Annotated in this window: 18 protein-coding genes; 16 read left to right on the plus strand and 2 right to left on the minus strand. The window is 50.8% G+C overall.

All coding sequences use genetic code 11. The features are described from left to right. Window positions 1-87: 87 nt before the first annotated feature. From KTH_RS31240 to KTH_RS31260, 5 genes are all read left to right on the plus strand, one after another. Window positions 88-1,227, plus strand: coding sequence for a class II histone deacetylase (locus KTH_RS31240; RefSeq protein ID WP_111321501.1), 1,140 nt, complete (start codon window positions 88-90; stop codon window positions 1,225-1,227). A gap of 122 nt (window positions 1,228-1,349) precedes the next feature. Then, window positions 1,350-1,688, plus strand: a complete 339-nt coding sequence (locus tag KTH_RS31245) for a hypothetical protein (protein WP_111321499.1) — start codon at window positions 1,350-1,352, stop codon at window positions 1,686-1,688. Between the two features lie 78 nt (window positions 1,689-1,766). Next, window positions 1,767-2,789, plus strand: coding sequence for a M48 family metallopeptidase (locus KTH_RS31250; protein ID WP_111321497.1), 1,023 nt, complete (start codon window positions 1,767-1,769; stop codon window positions 2,787-2,789). Then, entirely contained in the window at window positions 2,786-3,718 is a 933-nt protein-coding gene (locus KTH_RS31255; protein WP_111321495.1) for an EamA family transporter, read from the plus strand. The genes KTH_RS31250 and KTH_RS31255 overlap by 4 nt, the downstream gene beginning before the upstream one ends. 263 nt (window positions 3,719-3,981) lie before the next feature. After that, a complete protein-coding gene (locus tag KTH_RS31260; protein WP_211326110.1) occupies window positions 3,982-4,920 on the plus strand; it encodes an LOG family protein in 939 nt (312 codons plus the stop codon). A gap of 63 nt (window positions 4,921-4,983) precedes the next feature. Here KTH_RS31260 and glgB read toward each other — a convergent pair whose 3' ends face one another. Then, a complete protein-coding gene (gene glgB, locus KTH_RS31265; RefSeq protein WP_111321493.1) occupies window positions 4,984-7,008 on the minus strand; it encodes a 1,4-alpha-glucan branching protein GlgB in 2,025 nt (674 codons plus the stop codon). Between the two features lie 277 nt (window positions 7,009-7,285). On the opposite strand from glgB, the gene KTH_RS31270 reads away from it, so the two are divergent. The 4 genes from KTH_RS31270 (at window position 7,286) to KTH_RS31285 (ending at window position 10,403) form a co-directional block, all read left to right on the plus strand. After that, entirely contained in the window at window positions 7,286-7,690 is a 405-nt protein-coding gene (locus KTH_RS31270) for a TraR/DksA family transcriptional regulator (RefSeq protein WP_111321491.1), read from the plus strand. A 176-nt stretch (window positions 7,691-7,866) separates the two neighbouring features. Beyond that, window positions 7,867-8,436: a signal peptidase II gene (lspA, locus tag KTH_RS31275; protein WP_170142520.1), complete on the plus strand. Its 570-nt coding sequence runs from the start codon at window positions 7,867-7,869 to the stop codon at window positions 8,434-8,436. A gap of 34 nt (window positions 8,437-8,470) precedes the next feature. Further along, a complete protein-coding gene (locus tag KTH_RS31280) occupies window positions 8,471-9,418 on the plus strand; it encodes an RluA family pseudouridine synthase (RefSeq protein WP_111321688.1) in 948 nt (315 codons plus the stop codon). Window positions 9,419-9,677: 259 nt separating this feature from the next. Continuing rightward, a complete protein-coding gene (locus KTH_RS31285; protein ID WP_111321487.1) occupies window positions 9,678-10,403 on the plus strand; it encodes a hypothetical protein in 726 nt (241 codons plus the stop codon). A gap of 82 nt (window positions 10,404-10,485) precedes the next feature. Here KTH_RS31285 and KTH_RS31290 read toward each other — a convergent pair whose 3' ends face one another. Next, window positions 10,486-10,830, minus strand: a complete 345-nt coding sequence (locus KTH_RS31290; RefSeq protein ID WP_111321485.1) for an HU family DNA-binding protein — start codon at window positions 10,828-10,830, stop codon at window positions 10,486-10,488. 1,024 nt (window positions 10,831-11,854) lie between these two features. On the opposite strand from KTH_RS31290, the gene KTH_RS31295 reads away from it, so the two are divergent. The 7 genes from KTH_RS31295 (at window position 11,855) to ulaA (ending at window position 19,043) form a co-directional block, all read left to right on the plus strand. After that, complete coding sequence (locus KTH_RS31295) at window positions 11,855-12,484, plus strand: LysM peptidoglycan-binding domain-containing protein (protein WP_281278983.1); 630 nt, start codon at window positions 11,855-11,857, stop codon at window positions 12,482-12,484. A 709-nt stretch (window positions 12,485-13,193) separates the two neighbouring features. Further along, a complete protein-coding gene (locus KTH_RS31300) occupies window positions 13,194-14,495 on the plus strand; it encodes an extracellular solute-binding protein (RefSeq protein WP_497622798.1) in 1,302 nt (433 codons plus the stop codon). A 112-nt stretch (window positions 14,496-14,607) separates the two neighbouring features. Continuing rightward, window positions 14,608-15,549, plus strand: a complete 942-nt coding sequence (locus KTH_RS31305; RefSeq protein ID WP_111321479.1) for a carbohydrate ABC transporter permease — start codon at window positions 14,608-14,610, stop codon at window positions 15,547-15,549. A gap of 2 nt (window positions 15,550-15,551) precedes the next feature. Continuing rightward, window positions 15,552-16,409: a carbohydrate ABC transporter permease gene (locus KTH_RS31310; protein ID WP_111321477.1), complete on the plus strand. Its 858-nt coding sequence runs from the start codon at window positions 15,552-15,554 to the stop codon at window positions 16,407-16,409. A gap of 387 nt (window positions 16,410-16,796) precedes the next feature. Further along, window positions 16,797-17,255, plus strand: a complete 459-nt coding sequence (locus KTH_RS31315; protein WP_497622801.1) for a PTS sugar transporter subunit IIA — start codon at window positions 16,797-16,799, stop codon at window positions 17,253-17,255. Window positions 17,256-17,298: 43 nt separating this feature from the next. After that, entirely contained in the window at window positions 17,299-17,583 is a 285-nt protein-coding gene (locus tag KTH_RS31320; protein ID WP_111321473.1) for a PTS sugar transporter subunit IIB, read from the plus strand. A 50-nt stretch (window positions 17,584-17,633) separates the two neighbouring features. Continuing rightward, window positions 17,634-19,043, plus strand: coding sequence for a PTS ascorbate transporter subunit IIC (ulaA, locus tag KTH_RS31325; protein ID WP_111321471.1), 1,410 nt, complete (start codon window positions 17,634-17,636; stop codon window positions 19,041-19,043). Window positions 19,044-19,131: the final 88 nt, after the last annotated feature.

Below are 19,131 nucleotides of genomic sequence, written 5' to 3' on the forward strand. Positions count from 1 at the left end.
TTGGTGCGGCGAGAAGGAGTTTATCGAAAAAATATGATATGCTAGGTGCGTGTTTTACTAACCCTCGCTGAAAGGATTGCTTTGACTGTGCAAAAGTTTCGTACCGGTTTTCTTTTTGACACGCACTTTCTTGCTCATGATAGTGGGGTGGAGACAACGGTCAGGCTGCGTGACCGCACCTTTGAGCTTGCGCCTGAGCCTCACCCCTCGGATGTAACTATTACCCGTCGTACACATGAGTTTCTGGTAAAATCCGGTCTGGCATCCATGATGCTGCCGCTACAAGCGCGTGCAGCGTCCGAAGACGAGGTGGCCTTATTCCATACACGCGACTATATAGAAGGGATCAAGGCATATGCAGCCGGTGGCCCTTCTCAGGGCGCATGGGGATATGTCGATGAGGATACGGTAATCAAACCCACCTCGCTGGAAGCGGCGTTTTATGCAGTTGGCGGCGCATTGAATGCGGTTGATGCAGTCATGGCGGGAACGGTTCGCAACTGCTACGCACTGTTGCGTCCTCCTTGCCACCATGCGACACGTAATCAGGGACTGGGCTACTGCATCTTTAACAATACGGCGCTGGCAGCTCTCTATGCACGGAGGCGCTACGGGCTTGAGCGTGTGATGATTGTCGACTGGGATGCACATCATGGCAATGGCACACAAGATGCTTTCTATGATGACCCCAATGTGTTGTTCGTCTCGCTTCATCAGCAAAACTGGTACCCGAAGGATTCCGGCAATCTGGAAGAGATTGGGCAGGGCGCGGGCGCGGGCTTGACCGTAAATATTCCCTTACCTCCCGGAACCGGAGATAAGGGCTATCAGATGGCCTTTGAACAGCTTGTCGTCCCAATCGGGAGACAGTTTCGTCCGCAGCTCATTCTGATTACGGCAGGTCAGGACCCAAGCTGGTTGGACCCCCTCACTCAGTTGATGATGACGATGAATGGCTTTCGGCAGATATCCCGGCAGATGGTGCAACTGGCGGAAGAGGTATGTGATGGGCGTCTGGTAATGTTACAGGCAGGTGGCTATAGCGCTCCCTATGTTCCATTCTGTACCGCGGCAGCCGTCGAGCCGCTCATTGGTGTGGATCTTGGGATTGTTGATCTCTATGATGGGGCTGATGAGCTGGAGACGAGCGCAACGATCCTGCTCAAGGAGACACAGGAGGCCTTGACTCGGGCACGAGAGTGGCATAGTCAATGGTGGAAGTTGTAACGGCTTTTTCCTCGCTCCTTGTAGAGGTAATACGTTGAAAGATGGTAAAAGCCGCAAAGGGAGGGATGATGTGATATACTTGAGCGGAGTTCAGAAAGATACTCGATGAGGAGGCCCCACCAGTGGAACATCAGAAACAGCCCCGTTATCACTATGATGAGTTTTCCTCTCAATTTGTTGCGCTACTGCTGGAATTCTGGGCGGATATAGTACCATTTGTCCACCGTCAGTCCCCTCGGGTAGCCTCGCTCTTGCGGGTTGCAACTCCTCTGGAACTGAAGCGTAAAAATGGCACGTGGTGTATTCGTGTGCTTATTCCACAACTGGGACCACGGGATAGATTATCTCAACCGAGAGATAACGAAATAGTAGCGCAGGCTATCCGTTTGTGGGCTCATACAGTTGCACATTTCAAGCTTCCCTTTGTTATGGTGGAGTTTGATGTAAAACAGCCTGCATAAATGCTTGAAAGCTCTTTCGGGGCCTTCGGAAAGATCCCCGATCCGCTCTCAGGATAGTGCAATAGAAAAGGAGATGCTATGACCACTGCTCAGCCAGCGGAGCGGCGTCGCTTCCCTGATCTTGACCCGGTTGCGCTTCAACATCCATATGATCGCGCGGCCCTGAATGCTCTACAAAAAGTGCCGGGGCTGGATGTTGTTGTACGCAAATTTATCGAATTGGTTCCGGAACGTATTTCCCATATTCAGCATGTTGCCCAGATGGTGCAGGTAACGCCCAGACAGTGCCCGCAGCTCCATAGTCTGTTGCAGGATGCCTGTGAGATCCTTGATGTTCAGGAACCTGAGCTCTATGTTTCACAGTACCCGGTGCCCAATGCCTATACCAGCGGCCATGATAACCCCTTTATCGTGGTAACGACCGGGCTGCTTGATATGATGAACGATGATGAGATTATGGCAGTTCTCGCCCATGAGTTGGGTCATATCAAGTCGGGGCATGTTCTGTATAAGACGATGGCGAGGAGCATCGGCGCGATACTCTCCATTGTCGGTGATATGACGCTCGGTATCGGACGCATTATCGGGCGCACGCTGGAAGGGGCCTTTCTGGAATGGGACCGCAAATCAGAGTTTACGGCCGATCGTGCGGCCATGCTGGTAGTGCAGGATCCAGATGTAATGCTGTCCTTGATGATGAAGCTTGCCGGAGGCACATTATTCCAGCGTGATCAGATGAATGCTCGCGAGTTCTTGAAACAGGCCGACCTCTATAACGATGTCGATGCAAATATGCTGGACCGCTTCTACAAGCTGTTACTGATCGCACCGGTGAGCCATCCGCTGATTATTGTGCGGGCGCGTGAGATTGTTGACTGGGCAGGCAGCCGTGAATACGGGGATATCCTTGAAGGACGCTATCCACGCATGTGGCGCCCTGGCTATACAACCGGTCCTGTCACGCCTCCCCCTGATACCAGCGGGAGCCGACGCACAACCTCCCCGCTTGGTGAAGAAACTGAATTGGTGCGCTGCCCGCATTGTGGCCGGGAGCAAACGAATAGACGCTACTGTAGTCTGTGTGGTGGGCAGATCTCATGATGCTGCGCAGAGGAAGAGAGAGACGGAAACCGTCTGCCCGTCTGGTTGGTTACCTGATGGTGGTGACCGCCTCTCTTCTTTTTGGCTTGAATGGCAATATTTCAAAGCCTCTTTTCGCGGGAGGCGTCTCGGCGATTACGCTGACAGCGTTTCGGACGCTGATCGGGGGCCTGTGCCTGCTGATCGTTCTGCTTCCCGGGCTTCGGAGCTCCTTGCGGGTGCCTGTTCGATCCCTGGGATGGCTCCTTGCCTTTGGTGTGACGCTGGCGCTGGTCACATTTACCTATTTTATGGCGATCAGTCGCTTGCCGATCGCGATTGCCCTGACCATTCAGTTCAGTGCTGCCGCCTGGATGACGGTTGGTGAAGCGATCTGGCGACGCAAGCTCCCCACCGTTCATGTTTTGCTGGCGCTGGTCTGTGCCTTTGGGGGGTTGCTGCTTCTCACGGGCATCTGGCGCGCCGATTTTCGCTCGTTAGATCCCTGGGGCCTGTTTTTTGCGTTGCTATCGCTGCTCTTTTTTATCGCGTATCTGTTGCTTGGCGAGCGCGTGAGTCGCGATATGTCTCCGTTGGCGGCTACAGCCTATGGTTCGTTGATTGCCGCGCTGATCTGGTTCTGCGTACAGCCGCCCTGGACAATTCCCGCGACAACCTGGAGCGGGATGAATGGGCTGTTGATTCTGGCTGTTGGCATTCTCGGGATGGCGCTTCCGTTCGCTCTGCATCTCGGAGCCTTGCAACGGGTCAATCCGACACGCGTTGGTATTGTGGCGAATCTGGAAATGGTGGCGGGCGGTCTGATCGCGTTTCTCTGGTTGGGAGAGACGCTGGATCTCTGGCAGAGCGTGGGTTGTGTGCTTGTGCTGGCCGGTTTAATCATTTTACAGTATGAGCGAGAAAGCCCCCTGGAAGGGCTCACCCGATGAGGACGGGAAACTCTATCGCAGCAGAAAAGCTGTACAACTTGCAACTGGAGAACGGCTTTATACGTAATGTCTAATGGATACCTCGTCTCTATGTGAGAAGGCTGAAACCTCCTCTATTCGCGGCTCTGCGGGAACTCCCCAGTATTCAGAAAGAGAGAGCGCGGGGTGTCATTGACTCTTCAATTGGGTCGCACAGGCTATTTCTACCATGCAGGAGAGAAATAGAATATCACAAAAGAAAGTGTGTTGTGGGGCGAAAAGCTATGAAAAATGACGATTCTCATCGCAGTACACAGAACGGCCATTCACATGTGAATGAAGATGCGAACGCACATGGTCACTATAAGCCGTATAAGCGCCGTCGGCGTGGGGAGAACATACGCAATTGGCGAGGGGAAGGACGAGCGGTTACTGAGGACGAGAGATTGCTTCGTCGCCCGACTCAGCCTCTGGTCAGCCCCAGTGAACCTACACCGCTGGAGAAAATACATGCTGATGAGCATGCCTTTGAGCGTGCGCTGAACTTCGATTTTACTATTACGGACCCCTGGCGAGTCTTCCGTATTATGAGCGAGTTTATCAATGGGTTTGATGAACTGGCTCATATTCCCCCGTCGGTGGCGATCTTTGGTTCGGCGCGAACAAAACCGAGTGATCCAGCCTACAAGGCCGCTATAGAGACTGCACGGCTGCTTGCAAAGGCCGGGTTCGGCGTGATTACCGGTGGAGGGCCGGGGATTATGGAGGCGGCCAACCGAGGGGCGCAGGAAGGCGAGAATCTCTCGATTGGTTGCAATATTGAGCTGCCGTTTGAACAGTCCTCGAATCAATATCTGGATATTGACCTTGAGTTCCGCTACTTCTTTGTGCGTAAAACAATGTTTGTCAAGTACTCAAACGCGTTTATTATCTTCCCTGGCGGTTTCGGCACGATGGATGAGTTGTTTGAGGCTTTGACACTGATCCAGACAAAGAAGGTCAGCAATTTCCCGGTAATCCTCTATGACTCGAAATACTGGGGGGGATTGGTCAACTGGATTCGGACCACCATGCTGGATTCAGGCAAGGTGTCACCTGAGGATCTGGACTTGATTCAGGTATCGGATGATCCCGAGGAGATCTGTCAGCTTGTGTGTGACGCGTATCAGCGCAACCATGAACTCGAAAAAGAGGACAGAAACCGTGAGAAGTCAATCCGGTAGCCGAAAAGAAAAGCAGGAGGAGGAGCTATCAAAGAACTCCGCCTCCTTTTTTGTTGGCCCGGTTCACGCCTCCGCTTTGTCTTCTTCCTGCTTGCCAGGGGGGTGCCACTTGAGAAAGATGGTGCTGAGTGGAGGCAGCGTGAGCAGAATAGAATGTGGGCAGGACTGCCAGTAGAGCGGCCCGCTTGGCATATGTTGTTCGTTGCGTATGCCGCTACCGCCAAACCGGGTATCATCGCTATTCAATACCTCATAATACTCGCCAGCATACGGCACCCCGACTCGATAACCCGAACGCGGAACTGGCGTAAAGTTACAGATTACGACTACGGTATCTTCAGGGTGTTTGCCTTTGCGCATAAAGGAGATCACGCTGTTCTCGGTGTCGTAGCAATCAATCCAGCTAAAGCCCTCCGGGTTTGTGTCCAGTTCGCTGAAAGCAGGCTCTGTCTGATAGAAGCGGTTGAGCTCCTGCACATAGGTTTGCAACTGGGCATGGTGAGGATCACTGGGCGGTTCGAGCAAATGCCAATCCAGGCTCTCTTTATAATTCCACTCATGCCATTGCCCGAACTCCCCCCCCATAAACAGCAGCTTTTTCCCGGGATGCCCCCACATGTACCCATAGAGCGCTCGCAGATTGGCGAATCGCTGCCAGAGATCACCCGGCATTTTGGTCAGCAGCGAGCCCTTCAGATGAACGACTTCATCGTGTGAGAAGGGGAGCACGAAGTTTTCGGAGTAGGCATACATCAGCGAGAAGGTGATATTGTTGTGATGATAACGGCGATGAATCGGGTCAAGGTGCATATACTCAAGCATGTCGTGCATCCAGCCCATATTCCATTTATAGGTAAAGCCCAGACCGCCGACGTAGGTAGGCCGAGTGACCAGCGGCCACGCTGTGGATTCTTCCGCGATTGTGATCGCGCCCGGGATTTCTGCATACACGGCTTCATTGAACTGGCGCAAGAAATTCACTGCTTCAAGGTGCTCACGACCGCCGTACTGGTTCGCGACCCATTCACCCGCGGGACGCATATAGTCGAGATAGAGCATGGAAGCCACTGCGTCGACCCTGAGCCCATCAATATGATATTCCCGCAACCAGAAGAGGGCGCTACCAATCAGGAAGTTACAGACCTCGCTGCGTCCGTAGTCGAACACATAGGTTCCCCATCCCTTATGTTCACCTTTGCGGGGGTCTGCATATTCATAGAGGTGCGTGCCATCATAGTAGCTCAGGGCGTGCCCATCTTTGGGGAAGTGAGACGGCACCCAGTCCAGAATCACGCCGATGCCCTGCTGATGCATATAGTCGACAAAGTATTGAAAGTCAGCGGGGGAGCCAAAGCGGCTGGTTGGTGCGTAGTAGCCGGTGGTTTGATAGCCCCATGAACCGTCGTAGGGATATTCCGTGACCGGAAGTAGTTCGATATGGGTGAAGCCCATTTTCTTGACGTAGGCGGCCAGCGCATGAGCCAGCTCCCGATAAGTCATAAAGCGATCCTCTTCAACGGCACCTTCCTGATGCCGTTCTGGTACGTGTCGCCAGGAGCCCAGATGGACTTCATAGATCGAGATTGGTGCGTGAAAGTCCTGTTGCAGCCCGCGCTGTCGCATCCACTGCTCGTCATGCCACTGATACTGACTGATATCCGCGACAATCGTGGCGGTGCTGGGGCGCAGTTCAAAGGCGAAGCCATAGGGGTCTATTTTGTCCGCATGATAGTTATTGAAGCGTGAGTAAATGGCATATTTATAGAGCGTGCCGGGTTTCAGGTTCGGCACAAAACATTCCCAGATGCCCAGTTCAGCGTGACGTAAAATCATAGGATTCGCGCTTCGATCCCAGTGATTGAAGTCGCCAATGACGGAAACCATGCGGGCATTTGGGGCCCAGACCGCGAAATTGATACCGGAGACTCCGTTCACGGTGCGCTGATGTGCCCCCATTTTTTCATAGATATGATAGTGTTTTCCCTGTCCAAAAAGATAAAAGTCAAACTCGCTGAAAAGAGATGGTATTGCTCGCTGCTCTGCTTCAGAAGAGAGAGTATTTCCTGATTGTGGTTGCGATAATGTCATTGCTCACATCCTTAGTAGCTCTTAACCGCCAACAGCCGAAGATATCGCTTTCTATCACGCAAAAACACGGTATGCTCTTGCTTGAAGGCAATCTTCTACATTGATTATAACCCACACTGTATATGTGGTCCTTTTTGTCCTCCCTCGAAAGTATGACGCGGGTCTTGATAGAAGGCGTGCGTATCTCTGTCTGGAAAGACAGGGCTATGAGACTGCTTTCATTTCTATTACGTGTTTTGGATAAGAGACGCTTTGGGAGAAAGGAAGGTCAGTCGCCATGACGCTTGATATACAAAAGCTGAAGCAACGTTTACAGGAGAAAGAGAAAAATCTGAAAAGCAGCATCGACGGTTTAACAGAAGCGTATCCAACGCCGGTCGATCCGATCCAGATTAGCGAGGGTCCCCAGGATTCTGAAGAGACAGCCGTTGACTTTCTGGAAACACAGCAAGAGCAATCAACGCTGGTCAATCAACAGGCTTTGCTGGCCGAGGTCCAGGATGCGTTAAAGCGCATCGATGAGGGAACATATGGGCGCTGTGTGGACTGCGGCCAGCCGATCCCGGAAAAACGCCTTGAAGCGATGCCCTGGGCATCTCGCTGTGTCAAGGATGCCGAACGGCTGGAACAGCAAAATTTAAGTCGTGCCAGACCTGATAATACGGAAAAGCGTTTCTACTAGTGCTATGGGTGCGGGGAGTGCATGCCGCACTCCTCTGGCTCTTCCAGCAAGAAAGATACGGGCGCTTTTTGAAAGGGGCTTCCTTGACGCTCTTCAGTTCCCTGTCTATAATTCAAGCACAGGCATAATCTCTGTTGTACCCTCTGTATTTTTGAGGAAAGGAAGAAATATCCAGCGTGGCGGTTAAACGTGCTCGTATCTATGACGCAATTGCGCTGTTCACAGTGCTTCTGATTCTGGCGCTTGACCAGTGGACTAAGTTCCTGGTCGTAACGCATTTAAGTCCCCCGGAGAGTAAGCCCCCGATCTCGATTATCGGGAAATATTTGAGTATCTACTATATTCAAAATAATGGTGCTGCCTTTAGTATGCTGGATTCAAATCCACTGCTGCTTACGGTATTGATTATGGTGGCGATAGTCGTCATCAGCTACCTCTATTTTCGGAATCTGAACACCGGCTCACTCTTCTCTAAAATTATCTTCGGGATGATTATCGGTGGTGCGGTCGGGAACCTGATTGACAGGGCCCGCTACGGTGGATATGTGGTTGATTTTCTCTCGTTTCGTATTCCAGAGCTGAATTTTTCCTTCGCCATTTTTAATATTGCTGATGCCTGTATCTCGGTGGGGGTCGTTTTGCTCTTTATTCTGGTTCTCTGGAACGGGTTTCACCACTCAGAACAGGAGGAGGGCGCAGAGAAGAAGCTTCAGAGCTCGACCCCTTCTTCTTCTTCAAACGAGTAGCAATTGAGGTGGAATAGGACAGGTTATGCACAATATGGATGGAAATAAGGCGAATGCGCAGCAGATCTTTGCGGTGGAACCGGAAGCTGTCGGTCAGCGGTTGGATCGCTATCTTGTTGCCAGATTAACGGAGATCTCACGCAGCGGCGTACAACAGTTGATTGACGAGGGCGCGATTCTGGTCAATGGACGAGCCAGAAAGCCGGGCTATGCCTTACGCGCAAATGATACTGTCGAAGTCTTGCAAGCGACAGTTCCCACACCTCCGCAGGAGGTCTTGCCGCTGCCGGTGGCACTCGATATCCTCTATGAGGATGATGACTTGCTGGTGCTTAATAAGCCTGCGGGCATGGTGGTGCATCCAGCTCCCGGCCATTATGAGGATACGCTTGTCAATGCATTGGTTGCGCGCTATCCGCAACTGCAAGACGCAGAGGGGGATATGCGCCCGGGAATTGTTCACAGGCTGGATAAAGACACTTCTGGCCTCTTGATCGTGGCGAAAAATAGACCGACGCAAGCATTGCTTGTGGAGATGATGAAGCAGCGCGCAATCATCAAGCGCTATCTGGCTCTGGTTGAAGGGAATATTGCGCTTGATAAGGGGAGTATCGATGCTCCCATCGGACGCGACCCTCGCAATCGACAATTGATGGCAATCACGGCCACGGGGAGCCGAGACGCGGTGACCCACTTTCGGGTCTTAAAACGCTTTGCCCGCCATACGCTGGTACTGGCTCAACTGGAAACGGGACGCACCCATCAGATTCGTGTCCATTTTAAGGCGATCGGACACCCGATTGCGGGCGATCCTACGTATGGTTCGGGGCGCCGTATCTCGCATCATATACAACTTGGGCGTCAGTTCCTACATGCCTCTCAGCTTCAATTTGAGCATCCTCGCACTGGAGAACAACTGCTCCTGGAAGCACCTCTCCCTGCCGATTTACAGAACATCCTGGAAAACGAAAAGGCATTATAGGCACTGGTAAATGCTGCTGTTCCTATGCTATAATATCTGCTGACAATGCACGAGAAAAGGTATTCTGTCTGGAATACTGGCATATTGCAGTACAATGTTGGTATGTTGCCGCTGAAGGAACGGCATGCAAAACCGCACAACCGAGATCTCCTTTTGCGATGCGACACAAGCGAATGACGCAGCCAGCCTCCGGGCGTAAGTATTATTTCTTCTTCAGACTGGCATCCTTTTAGTTTGCGAGGAGAGGAGTTGCCTGCTTATGCCGATCTTAGCGAAAGATGGCGGAGAGATTGCACCGAGGAGCCTGGTGCGTCATCGCCCGATTTTTGGGAAGCGTGGACCGACAACGACTGATACGACCCCTTCTGTGCAGCGCGCGTCTCGTCCTCCTGCTGTCGATACTACAGATGATGTTACAGAGTGGACACAGGCACAGAGCACTGAAGCGCCAGGCATCGCAGGCCGGTTTCTCCGTCGATTCGACTTGAGGCGCCGTGCTATAGCCCGCAAAAGCGAAAAGGGATCGGGCCATTCGCTACTCTATCTTGGATTGGGAATGTTGGTCATGCTGGCGCTCTCGCTGTTGCTTGCCCCTATCGTGAGCTGGATCAACGTGACCCTTGATGATATCCAATACGGGCGGCCGCGCACCTTTCAGATTGATGCCCTGGTCGGGCATAGCGAGCAGAATGGTATCCCCAGTCATTTTATTGCTATCAACCACAACAGGCGTATCCAGATTATTGAATTCCCCGGTGGCGATTCCTCAAAACCGAAGGTCTATATGGGCCCACAATTATATGGAGAGAACGATGAACTGATACCGGTGACGCTGCGTTTTGTCGATGTTAACCACGATCGGAAGCCGGATATGATTGTCCTCTTTCGTGAATCGCGCTTTGTATACCTCAATGAGAACGGAGGATTCCGTCTGCTACAGCCTTCGGAACAGCAGAAGTATGAGCGTGAGCTAGAACAGATCTGAACATACAAAAAAGATCCCTCCATTGTGCAAATAGCCAATCAAGCTTCGTTGCTGCACAATGGAGGGATGAGTTTTGTGTTGTTTATTTCTTGGTACCTTTGGCTGTTTTGCTTTCGGCGGTTGCTTTTTTTGCAGAGCCTTGCGCGGCCTGTGCAAGCACGGCTCCCACTGAGAAGCCAACGCGTTTGCGTGCAGGAATGGTAATCTGCTGCCCACCCCGAATCGACTTCACCTTACGGGGAGCTACATCGCGTAATTCCCAGGTACCAAAGCCCATCAGGCGCACCTCATTGCCGCGCTCGATATTCTCGCGTACGACCTCGGTAAATGCGTCGATTGCCTTGTTGGTCTCTTTCAGGTTGAGACCGGCTCTGGCTGCGATCTGGTGAATCAACTCGTCTTTACCAACAACTTGCTTTTGTTTCATGGGATGCTACTCCTTTTCATGTGAATGCAGAGCGAGATGGCTCTGCTTTACGGACAACAAGTAAAGTCCGCTTGTATGGTTTCGTTGTTCTACGTAGGACGAACGGTGTATCAACTTTGCGTATTGGAATGGTGTTACCTTCCACTTCCACTATACAGATACCCACCAAATACTAGAATGATTTTGCAGAATACCTATGGCTCTGTCTTGAGAGGGGTCATTTGCAAAAAAAAAGAGAGGGGATGATGTGTATGGTGAGGGTTTTGTATTTATGCATGTATCTATTCGTCGCTATTCCGCTCATTGTGAAAAAATGGGCTTTGTTTTCCTGTGCGATACAGTTCTACTGAGAAAAAAGCTAGAAGAGAGGGGAAGGATTGACATAAAAGAGCGCCCGAAATACCTGTATATATCATTCAGGCAGGACAGGCATGTCTCTATTAGGACCAATGGGCTATGGTTGACCTGTGTCTTTGCGTATCAAAACGTTTCAATGTATTATGTTGACATCCTGAGTTGAACAGGTTGCCCGGTTCCAGATTAAGAAAAAGCTGAAAGATGAAGAAGCGGGTTGCCAGGGCTTGGGTGGTCGGTTAGCTGGTTCGTTGAAAGATTGAATCTAAGAAAAAGATTAAAGATCTGAACCAGAGGGCCGAAGACAAAATGTAACGGTTGACGGTTCGGTAAAAGATCAAATCTGAGAAAAAGGTTGAAGATCTGAGCCGGAGAGCCAAAGACAAAATGGAACAGTCGACGGCTCACTGAAAGATCAAAACTTAAAAAGATTAAAGATCTGAACCGGAGAGCCGAAGACAAAGTGTAGTGGTTGACTGGTTAGATAAAAAATAGAATCTTAAAAAAAGATTAAAGATCTGAACCAGGAAGCCGAACACAAAGTATAGTGGTTAGCCTGATCGATAAAAAATAGAATCTTAAAAAAAGATTAAAGAAAATGATCAGGTAAGCCGAAGCTAGAGTTAGAGGTTGTCAAAGTTAGTCTTTACAGAGAAGAAAGAGGGGTACTTTGCAAGTACGACGTGACAAGTGGACAAAAGGACAGAATGGCAAGAAGCTCAGCATTTTCCGCAAGTTTGCACCTGGATTTATGGTCGCCGCATTAGCCGGTGTCATGGCACTGGCTGGCGTAACAGGCGCACATGCAGCCGGTGGGCAGGCCTACACGGTTGTTAGCGGAGATACTCTTAGCAGTATTGCTGCCCGCTTTGGTACTGACGTCTCCTCGATTGCGGCTGCCAACGGAATCGCTGACGTCAACGTGATCTATGCTGGTCAGTCATTGACAATTCCGACCGGTGGCGCTACCCAGACGACGAATGTTCCGTCCGAGTCGAAAGCACTCCCTTCGCAGCCTACAACCAGCGCTGCTGGCGGTTCGATCGTTGACATGATTCATCAGGTCTTTGGGCCGTATGGCGATCAGGCTGTCCGTGTTGCAACCTGTGAGTCGAGCCTGAATCCGAACGCATACAATCCTTCTGGTGCAACTGGACTGTTCCAGATCATGCCTGCCACATGGGCTGGTACATCGCAGGCTGGTAATTCGCTCACCGATCCCTGGGCAAACATCAATGCTGCTCATGAGATCTTCCAGCGTGACGGCAATAGCTGGGTTGAATGGGTCTGCCAGCCGTAATACACCCGGATTGTTTTGAGCAAGCGACGAGAAAACACACCATAATTTAATAGATAGTAGAAGAAGCAGTCACTGACAACCTCACATCCTTCTTGAAAATCAGTAGCGGTACCTTGCGCGAAGGTACCGCTACTGATTTTTTTGGCATGACTGGTGAAGAGCGAGAATGGCACGAATGCCGTGAAGGAGTGGGAGGAGAAAGGTATGCCACGAAGGGGATGTGATCATTTCTTTTATTCTCTTTTTTATAGTATCTTTAGAAATGGAAGTAATGGAGGAAAAGTTCACATGTGATATATGTTTCTACCGGTCAATGTGAGTCAATGGATAGTTCTATATGAGAGATTTTAAATGTCTTGCAAAATGTGAGATAGGTTATGTATAATTTATGCATTCAGTAGAGGTTTCTATTGCTATTGACGCCCGATAATGAACCGCTAGAATGGATTATCTTCAACGGTGTTACAAGGCCCATATGGAAAGAAAGGGGTATGGGTAAAAAGCTTCTTCATTTTGGCGCCATCTACCTATTGAAGATACTGGTGAGTGATTAAGGCATCATTTGTTCTGTCAGTATGACAGTTCCCGCTGGCTTTCTTTTTTTTGATTCGGCATTGAAGCCGGGTCGTTCAATTGGTTCTCGAACAATGACCTCAAGGGGGTCTGGCTCAACCTGGCAATGTTGCCAATTTGGTAAGGAGTAAATGGTATGGTTAGTTCAATGACGCGTCGCCACTTCTTTGTCAACGGGAGTAAGATCATTGTTGGTTCAACGATGCTCGGGGCTGCGCTTGCTGCTTGTGGTGGCTCTGGAGGATCTGCCCAGGACAACAAGTTACGGTATTGGGTCTTAGGATATTCACCAAAAGGAGGAAATGATACCGGGAAACTGACCGATGCAGCGGTTGCTGCCTTTAAGAAAAGCCATGCTGGTCTGACTGTCGATGTGACCGGATATACCGGTGATCAGGCCGGTTTTACCAAGCTGGTGCAGGCTGTCCAGAGTGGCAGTACCGTCGATGTATTTCGTCTTCCCTCTGATGTGTTACAGCAGTTGGTAGCACAAAAATCGGTCGCGCCTATCGACGATTTTCTGACCGAGGATGACAAGAAAGATATTTATCCGCAACTCCTGGACTCCGTACGGGGAGATGATGGGAAGCACTATTCCTGGCCGTTATGGGTTCCGCCGGTTGGTATGTTCCTCAACCTTGATATTTTTAAAGAACGCGGTGTAGAAGTTCCTCCTGACGATTGGACATACGAGCAGTTTGTTGACATAGCAAAACGTCTGACCTTTACCCGCAGCAACGGGCAGAAAGTCTACGGGTATTCAGGCGTGATTGACGCAGGTGTGGTAAACACCTGGCCTATTATTATGGGCGACGGCGCTTATCCGCTGAGCAAGGATAACAAGAAATACACCTTTAATACCCCTGAAGGCTACTCCGGTCTGCAAAAGCTGGTTGATCTGGCCTTGAAATACAAGGTTACTCCTCCCGATTTTGGCACCCAGGCACCCGCTGATCTGATTACCGGCTTTAGCGAAAAGCGCAATTATGCCATGTACAGTGAGCCAAGTGGTTCTTCAAAGACCTACCGGAACAAGAATATGAACTTTGTGGTTAAGCCGATGCCTATCGGTGCAAGCGGGAAACACATTACCGCTGGCGGTATTGGTTTGATCTCAGTCGCAAATCTGCGCGACGAAAACAAGCTCAAGCTGGCGATGGAAATGGCACGCTATCTGACCGGCTCTCAGGTCGCGAAAGATGTCGACGGCTACTATCTGGCACCCGGCTCACGCAAATCCGTTGTTGTGCAAGATCCTATCAACATGTTTACGCCGTTTGTTGAGTACACCTATATTACCCCGATGATTAAGCAGTGGCCTCAGATTCGGAAAATTCTGCATGACTCCATTCAGAAAGCTGTCCTGGGCAAGATATCGGTCAAGGAGGCTCTAGACGGGCCTGCCAGCGAGATCAATTCTATTTTGTCCGGTAGCTAATCAAAGGCAATGGCTGTTCCTGGTGGCTTTAACGTTTTTGGCTCACAGGCTCTTTGGGAGAGATGGACAGCAAAGCGTTAAAGCCACTTGCTTTCCGTGTGAGGAGTAGGTAATGTCGAACATTGCTTTAGAAAAAGAAAATCTGAAGCGACCTTCCGGTGTTCGTGGAAAAATCGCTCGCTTCTTCAAAGCCTATGGATGGAGCTATTTCTTTGTTCTCCCAAGCTTTACGGTGTTCACCGTCTTCATTCTGATCCCGGTGCTCTGGGCGCTGGTGATTTCGTTCCAGAACTATGATTTCGCCTGGGATGGGACATGGGCTGGCTTTTCCAATTATGTACGGGCCTTTACAACTGAGAATGGCGTGTTCTTACGGGCAATCGAGCATACGCTGTTCTATACCATCATCACGGTCACCGCAAATGTGCTGATTGCACTGGCGCTTGCCAGTTTGATTCAGGGACGAAGCAAACACTGGAAAACGTTCTTTCTGGCAGCATATTATCTTCCGGCTGTAACCAGTGTGGTGATTATCGCGATTACCTGGCGCTGGATTTATAACAGTGAATATGGCCTGTTGAATTATCTGCTTGGTCTGGTCCATCTTCCTGCGGTGCGCTGGCTTTCCGACCCGAATCTTGTTCTGGGAAGCATTACTCTGTCGACCGTTTTAACGGTTCCAGCAACCGGGGTTGTGCTTTTTAATGCTGCGATGGGCAGTATCCCCACCGAGTTCTATGAGGCGGCGCGTATCGATGGCGCGGGCCCATTTCGGCGCTGGTGGCATATCACGCTTCCTTTGATTAAGCCAACGACGCTCTATCTGGTCGTGCTCTATACTATTGCCAGCTTTGAGGTGTTTGAGAAGGTCTTTGTGATGATCCCGGCGGGCGTGGGCGATAGCGCTCAGGTAATCGTGACACAGATTTATGAGAATGGTTTCCAGCAGTTCCGCTATGGGCTGGCTTCCGCACAGGCTTTTGTCCTGTTTCTGATGATTGCCGCTGTGGCTGTTGTACAGTTTCGTGTGTTTAAAACGGATGTGGAGTATTAACGATGGAACTTCGGGCAACGCCAACCGTCCGCAAAGCGCCGTTCAAACCCAGTACCGCACTGGCCTGGCTTGTCTTGATCGTAACAAGCTGTATCTCGCTCTGGCCGATGTACTGGCTGTTTGTGACCGCGCTGACGCCAACAACCTATACGTTGAAGACGCCGCCCGATGTGGTGCCGTTGCATGCCAGCCTTTCCAATTTTGAACGCCTGCTGACCCGCGCACCAGATTACTGGTCATGGGGCTTCAATAGCTTTCTGATCTCGATTGCCATTACGCTCTTTCACCTGCTTTTTGATACGATGGCTGGATATGCCTTTGCGAAACGGCAATTCCCGGGCCGCAATATCCTGTTCTGGATTATTGTTGCAACGCTGATGGTGCCTGCCTATGTCACCCTGGTTCCGATGTACATTGTGACTCGTGAACTGGATCTCTTGAACTCGCTCTGGGCCGTCATTTTGCCAGGTTTTGCTAATGTTTTTGGCATCTTCCTGATGCGGCAGTATATTCAGACGCTTCCGTCCGAGTTGCTGGATGCCGCACGCATTGATGGCTGTAACGAGCTTCAGGTGTTCTGGCATGTGATTCTTCCTCTCTGTAAGCCCGCGATTGGTGCATTGGCAATCTTTACCTTTGTGCGACACTGGAATGACTTCCTATGGCCGTTGATTGTGTTGAGCGATACGGCAAGCTTTACCCTGCCGGTTGGCGTGAATAGCTTGCAGAGCGAGTTTTCAACCGATTATGGTATCATCTTTGCCGGTGCGGCGCTGGCTGCACTCCCAATGATTGTCTTCTTCCTGATCTTTCAGCGCTACTTCCTGGAAGGTGTGCGCATGGGAGCACTCAAGGGCTAGGGATGTGCGCTGCTGGCATAGCTCCATCCCTTCCCGGGGAAGCTTTTCCCCTGTTCGCGTGTTCTTTGTAATAGGTAGAGTTCATAGGAAAAAAGAGGCCGGTTCTGGAGATCAATCAAGCACGGGGCTCGCCTCTTTTTTGTCCATTCGTTTTCTTCTTTTTATCGCTGAAGGTATCCGGTTGAGCATGCTCTGACATATAAACTGATCTTTAAAAAGAGGAGCTTTGTGTGCTACACTGTTTATATGCAACCAGGCGATGATGATGGGAGAGCAGGGGGCAAGCGGGTATGTTCTCCGATAACTGGTATATAGAATCGCGTGGAATTGTCGATAAGGTAATACAAAATACACCATTTTTCACTGCGCAAAGGATGGATTGTGGCTATGCAATTGGATCATTTGTTAACGAAAGAGACAATTCGCTTGCAGGTACGTGCAACAGGACGAATGGATGTTGTGCAGAAAGCGGGCGAGTTGTTGGTTGCAAGTGGAAATGCAGATGCGCGCTATATAGAAGCCATGAAACACTCATTAAAGACGCATGGCCCCTATATGGTGATTGTTCCGGGAGTCGCGCTTTTACATGCTCGGCCTGAGGATGGGGTAAAGCAGCTCTGTATGAGCCTGGTTACCCTTGATCCTCCGATTGAGTTTGGCAATCCGGATAATGATCCAGTCAGTGTCGCTTTCGCTCTGGGAGCCGAGGACAACAGCAAGCATGTAGAGGCGATTGCTGTTCTCGCCGGATTGCTCGAAGATGAGCAGGCTATGGAGACAATTCGTCACAGTACTTCGGTTGACGAAGTATTACAGATCATTGCGGCTGCTCAGGCTGGTGAGTAGAAGCCCTTTTTGTATTGTTGTTTCTTTTATGAAGGAGGAAATCATGAAGATTCTCGCAGTATGCGGTATGGGATTTGGCAGCAGTATGGTACTGAAAATGAGTATCGAGTCTGTGCTGAAGAGCGCCGGGATTAAAGCGGATGTTCGTACGGCAGATATTGGTATTGCTAAATCTGAAACCGCTGATGTAATTGTTACGTCGTCGGAGTTCTCCAAGCTCCTGCAAAACAAGAACATTCCTGTCGTCGTTGTGAAGAACTATGTTGATAAGAAAGAGATCGGCGAGAAGCTTCTTCCAATCGTACAGGGTGAGAAAAAGGGCTCCTGAATCCGGAGTAGCCACAAGCCCAAATCTTTCATGCGGAAGAGGTATTCGAGATGGATATTCTTGTAGCAGTTCTTCAGTTTATCGTCAATGAGATCTTGAGTAAACCGGCGCTGCTGGTGGGTATCATTGCGCTGGTCGGCCTGCTGTTTATGCGGCGCTCCGCCGGCGATGTGGTATCAGGAACCCTCAAGACCATTCTTGGCTTTTTGATTATGTCTGCGGGTGCGGACCTGCTTTCAGGAACGTTGACCCCACTGGGAGCGATGGTACAGGCTGGCTTCCACCTGCATGGGGTGGTGCCGACGAATGAGGCCATTGTTGGTCTGGCGCAGAAGGCGTTTGGCACCCAGACAGCCGCGATTATGGCTCTCGGTTTTGTGGTCAATATCCTGCTGGCGCGTTTTACTCCTGCAAAATTCGTGTTTTTGACAGGGCATCATCTTTTGTTTATGGCGACCCTGCTGGCAGTGGTGCTGGGAAGTGCTGGTATTACTGGCGTGAACCAGATCATTCTGGGTGCGCTTCTGCTCGGTACTGCTGCAACCGTGCTGCCTGCACTTGTCCACCCTTTTACTCAGAAGGTGACCGAGGGAGCAGGCTTTGCTCTGGGGCACTTTAACACGGTCGGATACATCATTTCCAGTCTGATCGGTAAAGGGGTTGGCAAGGTAATGAAGGACAAGAGCCGCTCTACCGAGGAAATTGAGGTGCCTGAGCAGCTCAGCTTCCTGCGCGACTCACTGGTTATGACCACGATGACTGTCATCGTGATCTACCTGATCCTGGCCATTATCGCTGGACCGGCTGCGATCGCCTCTCAGGCCGGTGGTAGCAATTACCTGATGTATGCCTTTACACAAGCGCTGACCTTTGGTGCAAGTGTGGCAATCATCCTGATGGGCGTGCGTATGATCCTGGCGGAGATTGTGCCTGCCTTCCAGGGTATCGCGGAGCGCATTGTACCGAATGCCTTGCCCGCGCTAGACTGCCCGACCACCTTTACGTTTGCTCCCAATGCCGTCGTTTTTGGCTTTATTTCAAGCCTGGTCGGTGGTATTGTTGGTCTGTTCCTGATGGGCCCACTCGGGCTGGCGTTGATTATCCCCGGTATGGTACCCCATTTCTTCGATGGTGGTACCGCTGGTGTCTACGGTAACGCGACAGGTGGCCGCTTTGGTGCGATTCTGGGCGCCTTCATCAATGGTTTGCTGATTACATTTTTGCCTGCCCTTCTGCTGGCCTTTATGGGCTCATTAGGTCTGAGCAATACCACGTTCGGTGACGCTGATTTCGCGCTGGTTGGTATTCTGTCCGGTCTTGGTTCACGCACAGGAGTGATCGGTCTGTACGTGATCGTGATTGTGGCGCTGGTTGTTCTGGTTGGCCTGGCAAGCCTTATCACCATCCGCGGAAAGCGCAAAGCGGAAGAGGCTGAAGAGGCCGTGGTTGAGAACGCATAGTTAGGCGCAACTCGCCAGAGGAACGCAGATGGTAAGAAGAAAAGGGTATGCTCTCACGGGAGATACCCTTTTTCTTTTTCGCTAATCC

Source organism: Thermosporothrix sp. COM3 (genome assembly GCF_059696735.1).

Coding starts and splice junctions, on each gene's coding strand:
- KTH_RS31310 (WP_111321477.1), top strand. CDS start 15,552: ATGGAACTTCGGGCAACGCCAACCGTCCGCAAAGCGCCGTTCAAACCC.
- glgB (WP_111321493.1), bottom strand. CDS start 7,008: ATGACATTATCGCAACCACAATCAGGAAATACTCTCTCTTCTGAAGCA.
- KTH_RS31255 (WP_111321495.1), top strand. CDS start 2,786: ATGATGCTGCGCAGAGGAAGAGAGAGACGGAAACCGTCTGCCCGTCTG.
- KTH_RS31320 (WP_111321473.1), top strand. CDS start 17,299: ATGAAGATTCTCGCAGTATGCGGTATGGGATTTGGCAGCAGTATGGTA.
- KTH_RS31315 (WP_497622801.1), top strand. CDS start 16,797: ATGCAATTGGATCATTTGTTAACGAAAGAGACAATTCGCTTGCAGGTA.
- KTH_RS31285 (WP_111321487.1), top strand. CDS start 9,678: ATGCCGATCTTAGCGAAAGATGGCGGAGAGATTGCACCGAGGAGCCTG.
- KTH_RS31260 (WP_211326110.1), top strand. CDS start 3,982: ATGAAAAATGACGATTCTCATCGCAGTACACAGAACGGCCATTCACAT.
- KTH_RS31300 (WP_497622798.1), top strand. CDS start 13,194: ATGGTTAGTTCAATGACGCGTCGCCACTTCTTTGTCAACGGGAGTAAG.
- ulaA (WP_111321471.1), top strand. CDS start 17,634: ATGGATATTCTTGTAGCAGTTCTTCAGTTTATCGTCAATGAGATCTTG.
- KTH_RS31290 (WP_111321485.1), bottom strand. CDS start 10,830: ATGAAACAAAAGCAAGTTGTTGGTAAAGACGAGTTGATTCACCAGATC.
- KTH_RS31270 (WP_111321491.1), top strand. CDS start 7,286: ATGACGCTTGATATACAAAAGCTGAAGCAACGTTTACAGGAGAAAGAG.
- KTH_RS31250 (WP_111321497.1), top strand. CDS start 1,767: ATGACCACTGCTCAGCCAGCGGAGCGGCGTCGCTTCCCTGATCTTGAC.
- KTH_RS31280 (WP_111321688.1), top strand. CDS start 8,471: ATGGATGGAAATAAGGCGAATGCGCAGCAGATCTTTGCGGTGGAACCG.
- KTH_RS31305 (WP_111321479.1), top strand. CDS start 14,608: ATGTCGAACATTGCTTTAGAAAAAGAAAATCTGAAGCGACCTTCCGGT.